Source organism: Actinomycetospora sp. (genome assembly GCF_055612215.1).
Genome location: NZ_JBVPVA010000923.1, coordinates 1 through 5,645 on the forward strand (window position 1 = coordinate 1; position 5,645 = coordinate 5,645).

Genomic DNA, 5,645 nt, shown 5'->3' on the forward strand with positions numbered 1-5,645 from the left:
ACCACGCGCAAGCTGCTCGCGGACCGCGACGGCGAGGCCGGGACGCGGCCCCCCACGGTCGGGTTCTGGTTCTCGCTCGGCCACTCGACGATCGTGTTCGTGCTCGTCCTGCTGCTCGGGCTCGGCGTCCGCGCCGTCACCACCGGGATCGGCGACGACGACTCGCCGCTCAAGGTCGTCGGCGGCCTCGTCGGGACCGCGGTCAGCGGGCTCTTCCTGATCCTGATCGGCGTCATCAACCTGGTGGTGCTGGTCGGGATCGTGCGGATCTTCCGGCGGATGCGCCACGGCGACTACGACGAGGCCGAGCTCGAGCGCCACCTCGACGAGCGCGGCTTCATGAACCGCATCCTCGGGCGCGTCACGAAAGCCGTCCGCAAGCCGGTGCACATGTACCCGACGGGCGCCCTGTTAGGGCTGGGCTTCGACACGGCCAGCGAGATCTCGCTGCTCGTCCTGGCCGGCGGCGTCGCGGCCGCCACCCTGCCCTGGTGGGCGATCCTCGTGCTGCCGGTCCTCTTCGCCGCGGGGATGAGCCTCTTCGACGCCCTCGACGGCGCGTTCATGTGCTTCGCCTACGGCTGGGCGTTCATGCGTCCCGTCCGCAAGGTCTTCTACAACATCACGATCACGGCGCTGTCGGTGGTCGTCGCGCTCGTCATCGGCGCCATCGAGCTCGTCTCGATCCTCGCCGACCGGCTCGGCGTGCGGAGCGGGCCGCTCGCCTGGGTGGCCGACCTCGACCTCGGGAACGTCGGGTTCGTCGTCGTCGGGCTCTTCGTCCTCGCCTGGGCGAGCGCCCTCGCCGTCTGGAAGTTCGGGCGCGTCGAGGAACGGTGGCAGCAGGACCTGCGTGCCTGAGGAGGCTCACCGGGCCAGGTCGACGACGAGGGCGCGGTGGTCGGACACCGCGACGGGCACCGCGACCGTCCGCTCGACGGCGGGTAGCGGCCGCGTCGGGTCGTCGCGGGCCAGGGCGTGGTCGAGCTGCAGGGACGGCGCGGTCGTCGGGAAGGTGACCGCGCGCCCGAGCGAGCGCCAGCCGGCGAGCACCGCGGTCGGGACCGGGCCCGGGAGGTTGAGGTCCCCGAGCAGCACGACGGGACGCGGGGCGTCGCGCAGCGCGCGGGCGAGGCGGAGCAGCTGCACCACGTTCACGCCCGGGGCGAACGAGAGGTGCACGGCCACCACGGTCGCGACCGGCGCCGGGGGCGCCAGCACCGCGGCGATCGCCACCCGGGGCTCGTCGCGCACGACGGCGAGCCGACGGCCGTCGACGAGCGCCGGCAGCAGCGCCGGAGAGCCGCCCAGGGCGATCCGGCGCCACCGCGCGACGGGGTGGCGGCTGACCAGGCCGACGCCGTAGGCGGGGTCGGTCGCGTCGTCGGCCGGCCGCGCGACCCGCCACTCCCGCCCTGGGGTGCCGATCACCGCGGGCGCGAAGCGGGCGTGCTCGGCGCCGAGCGCTTCCGCGACGAGGGCCGTCTGGTCGACGTGGCCCGACCGGCCCTGGCCGCGGTCGACCTCCTGCAGCGCGAGGACGTCGGCGTCCAGCTCCGTCGCGGAGGCCTGCAGGCGCGCGGGGTCGACGACGCCGTCGTGCGGGGACCGGCCGTGCAGCAGGTTGAACGTGGCCAGCCGCACCGGCTCAGCGCTCCGGGGGCAGGGAGGTGGGCGTCGTCATGCCCCGGGGGTGCCCACGGAGATCACGACGATGCGCCGCCCGGGGCGCCGCATCGCCGCGGGCCCCGGGATCACGACGCCGTGTCCTCCCCGGCCCGGTGGTCCTCCTCCCCCAGGTTGCGCCGCACCGTCCTGACGAACTCGAGGACGGCGGCCCGGTCGCCCGCGCTCATCGCCTCGCCCGAGCGCTCGACGCGGGCGGTGAAGGACTCGAACACGGCCCCGATCTCCTGCGCCCCGGTGTCGGTGAGCTCGACGAGCAGCCGCCGCCGGTCCCGGGGGTGCGGACGCCGCTGCACGAAGCCGAGGGCCTGCAGCCGGTCGACCAGCTCGGTGGCCGACGCGGTGGTGATGTCGAGCAGCCCGGCGAGCTCGGAAGGACCACGCGGGCCGTCGAGGAGCAGCGTCGTCATCACCGTGATCCCCGAGGGTCCGATCCCCCGGCGGCGTCCCGCCCGGGCGCGGAACCGCTCCCCGGCCAGTACGAGCTCGCGGACCGCGCGCGTGAACTCCGAGTGCTCACCCATATTCGCTAGGTTACCTGGTGACTTGGTTGCCGAAGCACTGCTAGCCTGATGTGATCCAGACCACTCCGTGAAAGAGGCTGTCCCATGGCCCGCAAGATCGTCGACTGCCGCGAGATGCCGAGTGAGAGCGGCTGCACGCTGACCCTCACGGGCGAGGAGGACGAGGTCGTCGAGGCCGCGTCCCAGCACGCCGTCGCCGTGCACGGGCACACCGACGGGCCCGAGCTCCGCGACGGCATCCGGGCGGGTCTGCGGGACGCCCCCCTCGACACGAGGCCCGGCGCGTTCGTCCAGCTCATCGAGTTCCGCACCGACCGGCTCGACGAGTTCGACGCGGCCGTGGACGACTGGATGCGCGAGATCGGCGCCGAGCGCACGGCGCGGTGGTTCGTCCTGGGCGCCGACCGCGACCGCCCGGGGATGCACGTCGAGCTCGTCGAGTTCCCCAGCTACGAGGACGCGATGACGAACTCGAAGCACCCCGCGACGGCCGCGATCGCCGAGCGGATGACCGCCCTCGTCGACGGCGAGGTCACCTTCCGGAACCTCGACGTCGTCCGCGCGCAGATGCCCTGACGACCCGATCGGAGACGACTCATGACGAGCATCGACGTCCGGCGCATGGACGCGCCCGACGAGACCAGGAACCCCGACCGGACCACGCTCGAGGTGGTGGCCCTGGGTGACGCCAACCTCGCCCGGATGACGCTCCAGCCCGGCTGGCGGTGGTCCGAGTGCATCAAGCCGATCGCCGGGACCGACAGCTGCCAGGCCGCCCACCTCGGGTACCTCGTCGCCGGGCAGCTCCACGTGGTCGCGGACGACGGCACCGAGGCGGACCTGGTCCCCGGGAGCGCCTACCGCATCACCCCGGGGCACGACGCCTGGGTCGTCGGGGACGAGGCGGTCGTCGGGCTCGAGTTCGAGTCGAAGACCGCCGAGACCTACGGCCGCGCCTGAGGAGGAGACCACCATGAGCGTCATCGTCACGGTGAAGTTCGCCGTCTCCGGCGAGACCATGCAGAAGGTCGCCGTCGACAACGCCGAGGTGATGGCCGCCATCATCGACGACGGCCGACGCCACGGCGCCCTCCACCACCAGTTCGTCCAGGACCCGGACGGCAACGCGGTCGTGGTCGACGAGTGGCCCGACGCCGAGTCGTTCCGGCGGTTCTTCGACGCCCAGCAGGACATCCCCGAGGTGATGTCCCGGGCCGGGGTGACCGAACCGCCCGAGGTGCGTTTCTACCCCGTGCTCGACACCCCGGACCGCTTCTGAGTCACCCTGCGCCCGCGGCGCGGACGGCGGTCCACCGGCCGAAGGCGTTGCGCGCGGCGTCGACCTCGGTGACGTCGGTGAACCCGGCCTCGCCGAGGAGCGCCCGGACCATCGCCGGGTCGTTGGGGACCGGCCCGAGCGGCTCCGCGCCCTCCCCGTGGCCGTGGCCGTGGCCGTGGCCGTGGCGGGGTCCCACCAGGCGGAGCAGCAGGGCGACCAGGCGCCCCGGGTTCGGCACGCCCTCGAAGTCCAGCAGGAGGAACTGCCCGCCGGGGGCGAGGACCCGCCGGACCTCCCGGAGCATCGCGATCTTCGCGTCCTGGGGCAGGTGGTGGAACATGAAGGCCGACAGCACGCGGTCGACGCTCCCGTCCGCGTGCGGCAGCTCGTCGGCGAACCCCTGCTCGACGCGGACCGGGAGGCGCTTGCGCGCCGCCTTGGCGCGGGCCCGGTCCAGGGCGGCCGCGTCCGGGTCGAGGCCCACGATGTCGGCCCCCGGCGCCGCGGCGGCCGCGGTCAGCAGCAGGTTCCCGGTGCCGCACCCGACCTCCAGGACGGTCTGGCCGGGAGCGAGGTCGGCGGCCGCGACGAGGCGCCGGTGGGCAGGGCGCGCGCCGAGCAGCCAGGTCATCACGTCGTAGACGGCCAGCAGGCCGTCCCCGCCCATCGCGGGCAGGAACGGACGGTCTTGGCGCGACGTGCTCCGCGCCGCGTGATGAGATGATTCTCCGGTCATGCGCCCAGCCTCGACCGGTGCTGAGCAGTGGACAAGGAACGGAACCCGGTGAGCACAGGACTTTCCTCGGGTCCCGACGACCTCGTCGTGCGGGACGCCGGCAGCGTGCCCGTCGTGGGGTACGCCCGGACTCCCGGCGTCCCGGCGGTCACCCTCCACCGCGGTCCCGGCCCCGGCCCGATGGGCGGCGCCTCCATCGGGTCCCACGCCCACGACTTCCTCGTGCTGGTCCACGTCGAGGACGGGGAGGTCGCGCTGCGCGTCGACGCCCGGACGTGGTTGCTGCGCGCCGGCGACGTCGTGGTCGTCGCACCCGGCACCGTCGTCACCCCCCTCACGGAGCCGGGGGACCCCGACGCGCAGGTGTGGACGCTGTTCTTCCCCGCCGACCTCGTCGACCCCGAGGCGCCGTCCTCCCCGTTCGCCTGGCGCGCGCACCCCCTGCTCTACCCGTTCACCCGCGGCGGTCGCCCCGGCGGCGAGCGGCTGCACGTCCCGCCGGCGGACCGGCCCGCGTGGCTCGCGGAGCTGGGGGCGCTCGCCGACGAGCTGCACGAGCGGCGCGACGGGTACGCCGAGGCCGCCCGCGCGCACGTGACGCTGCTGCTCGTGCGCCTCGGGCGGCTCGCCACCGACGTGCCGGCCGACCTGCGCGACCACGACGACACCCTCGTGGCCGCGGTGTTCGACGCGCTCGAGGCCCGTTTCGCCGAGCCCATCACCGCCCGGGACGTGGCGGCCGCGGTCGGGCGGACACCGGGCCACGTGACCACCGTCGTGCGCCGGCGGACCGGGCGCACGGTCGGCCGGTGGGTCACCGAGCGGCGCCTGCAGGAGGCCCGGCGGCTCCTGGCCGCGACCGACCTCACCGTCGGCGCCGTCGCGACCCGCGTCGGCTACCGCGACCCGGGCTACTTCATCCGCCGGTTCCGCACCGCGCACGGGATGACACCGCAGGAGTGGCGCCGGGCCGGGTGAGCCTCACCCGCGGACGTCCGCCTCGTCGTCGCCCGCCCAGGTCCAGCGCGGGACCTCGCGCAGCGGGTGCAGCTCGGCGTCGGTCCGTGCGTGGGAGTTCTGCATCGCCACGTGCGACCCGAACTCGACGTGCTCACGGACCGCCTCGCGGAAGGGCTTGTCGTCGGGCATCCCCGCGGCGTCGAGGGCGGCGAGGTAGAGCGCCACGAACCGTTGCCGCTGCTCTTCGGTGATCTGCAGGCCCCGGTGCACGGCGATGAGGTGGGCGAAGCCGAGCTCCCGGCTGAAACGGTCCGGCCCGCCGAACGACTCCGCGGTGAACTCCGTCAGGTGCTCGACGTGGCTCGCGCGCCCGGCGCCGAAGAGGGGTTGCAGCACCGGGTCGGCCAGGACGCTGTCGTAGAAGATCTGCTCGAGGCGGTGCAGACCCGCCTCCCCGCCG

Annotated in this window: 9 protein-coding genes; 5 read left to right on the forward strand and 4 right to left on the reverse strand. The window is 74.3% G+C overall.

Annotation, left to right across the window (positions count from 1 at the left end; genetic code table 11):
- The coding region (locus AC0CYZ_RS25200) for a HoxN/HupN/NixA family nickel/cobalt transporter (RefSeq protein WP_472220440.1) at positions 1-861 on the forward strand (861 nt) is incomplete at its 5' end.
- A gap of 6 nt (positions 862-867) precedes the next feature.
- On the opposite strand, the gene AC0CYZ_RS25205 is transcribed toward AC0CYZ_RS25200, so the two are convergent.
- Positions 868-1,644 carry an endonuclease/exonuclease/phosphatase family protein gene (locus AC0CYZ_RS25205; protein WP_472220442.1) on the reverse strand — a complete coding sequence of 259 codons (777 nt, stop codon included), beginning with the start codon at positions 1,642-1,644 and terminating at the stop codon, positions 868-870.
- A 110-nt stretch (positions 1,645-1,754) separates the two neighbouring features.
- Positions 1,755-2,210, reverse strand: coding sequence for a MarR family winged helix-turn-helix transcriptional regulator (locus tag AC0CYZ_RS25210; RefSeq protein ID WP_472220444.1), 456 nt, complete (start codon positions 2,208-2,210; stop codon positions 1,755-1,757).
- Between the two features lie 84 nt (positions 2,211-2,294).
- Between AC0CYZ_RS25210 and AC0CYZ_RS25215 the strand changes: the two genes are divergently transcribed.
- From AC0CYZ_RS25215 to AC0CYZ_RS25225, 3 genes are read left to right on the forward strand one after another with little or no spacing between them, the layout of a single operon-like run.
- Positions 2,295-2,786 (forward strand): DUF1059 domain-containing protein, encoded by a 492-nt coding sequence (locus tag AC0CYZ_RS25215; RefSeq protein WP_472220446.1) that lies wholly within the window; start codon positions 2,295-2,297, stop codon positions 2,784-2,786.
- Between the two features lie 21 nt (positions 2,787-2,807).
- Positions 2,808-3,170 carry a cupin domain-containing protein gene (locus AC0CYZ_RS25220; RefSeq protein ID WP_472220448.1) on the forward strand — a complete coding sequence of 121 codons (363 nt, stop codon included), beginning with the start codon at positions 2,808-2,810 and terminating at the stop codon, positions 3,168-3,170.
- A gap of 13 nt (positions 3,171-3,183) precedes the next feature.
- Positions 3,184-3,489: a hypothetical protein gene (locus AC0CYZ_RS25225; protein ID WP_472220450.1), complete on the forward strand. Its 306-nt coding sequence runs from the start codon at positions 3,184-3,186 to the stop codon at positions 3,487-3,489.
- A 1-nt stretch (position 3,490) separates the two neighbouring features.
- Here the strand turns inward: AC0CYZ_RS25225 and AC0CYZ_RS25230 are convergent, their stop codons facing one another.
- On the reverse strand, positions 3,491-4,156 hold the full coding sequence (locus tag AC0CYZ_RS25230) for a class I SAM-dependent methyltransferase (protein ID WP_472220452.1): 666 nt from the start codon (positions 4,154-4,156) through the stop codon (positions 3,491-3,493).
- Between the two features lie 117 nt (positions 4,157-4,273).
- On the opposite strand from AC0CYZ_RS25230, the gene AC0CYZ_RS25235 reads away from it, so the two are divergent.
- Positions 4,274-5,203 carry a helix-turn-helix transcriptional regulator gene (locus AC0CYZ_RS25235; RefSeq protein ID WP_472220454.1) on the forward strand — a complete coding sequence of 310 codons (930 nt, stop codon included), beginning with the start codon at positions 4,274-4,276 and terminating at the stop codon, positions 5,201-5,203.
- A 3-nt stretch (positions 5,204-5,206) separates the two neighbouring features.
- On the opposite strand, the gene AC0CYZ_RS25240 is transcribed toward AC0CYZ_RS25235, so the two are convergent.
- Positions 5,207-5,645: globin domain-containing protein (locus AC0CYZ_RS25240; protein WP_472220456.1), on the reverse strand; the 439-nt coding region annotated here is incomplete at its 5' end.

Bases quoted from the DNA above. Each gene is read 5' to 3' on its own strand.
- AC0CYZ_RS25225 (WP_472220450.1), top strand. From the start codon at position 3,184: ATGAGCGTCATCGTCACGGTGAAGTTCGCCGTCTCCGGCGAGACCATG.
- AC0CYZ_RS25230 (WP_472220452.1), bottom strand. From the start codon at position 4,156: ATGGGCGGGGACGGCCTGCTGGCCGTCTACGACGTGATGACCTGGCTG.
- AC0CYZ_RS25210 (WP_472220444.1), bottom strand. From the start codon at position 2,210: ATGGGTGAGCACTCGGAGTTCACGCGCGCGGTCCGCGAGCTCGTACTG.
- AC0CYZ_RS25215 (WP_472220446.1), top strand. From the start codon at position 2,295: ATGGCCCGCAAGATCGTCGACTGCCGCGAGATGCCGAGTGAGAGCGGC.
- AC0CYZ_RS25220 (WP_472220448.1), top strand. From the start codon at position 2,808: ATGACGAGCATCGACGTCCGGCGCATGGACGCGCCCGACGAGACCAGG.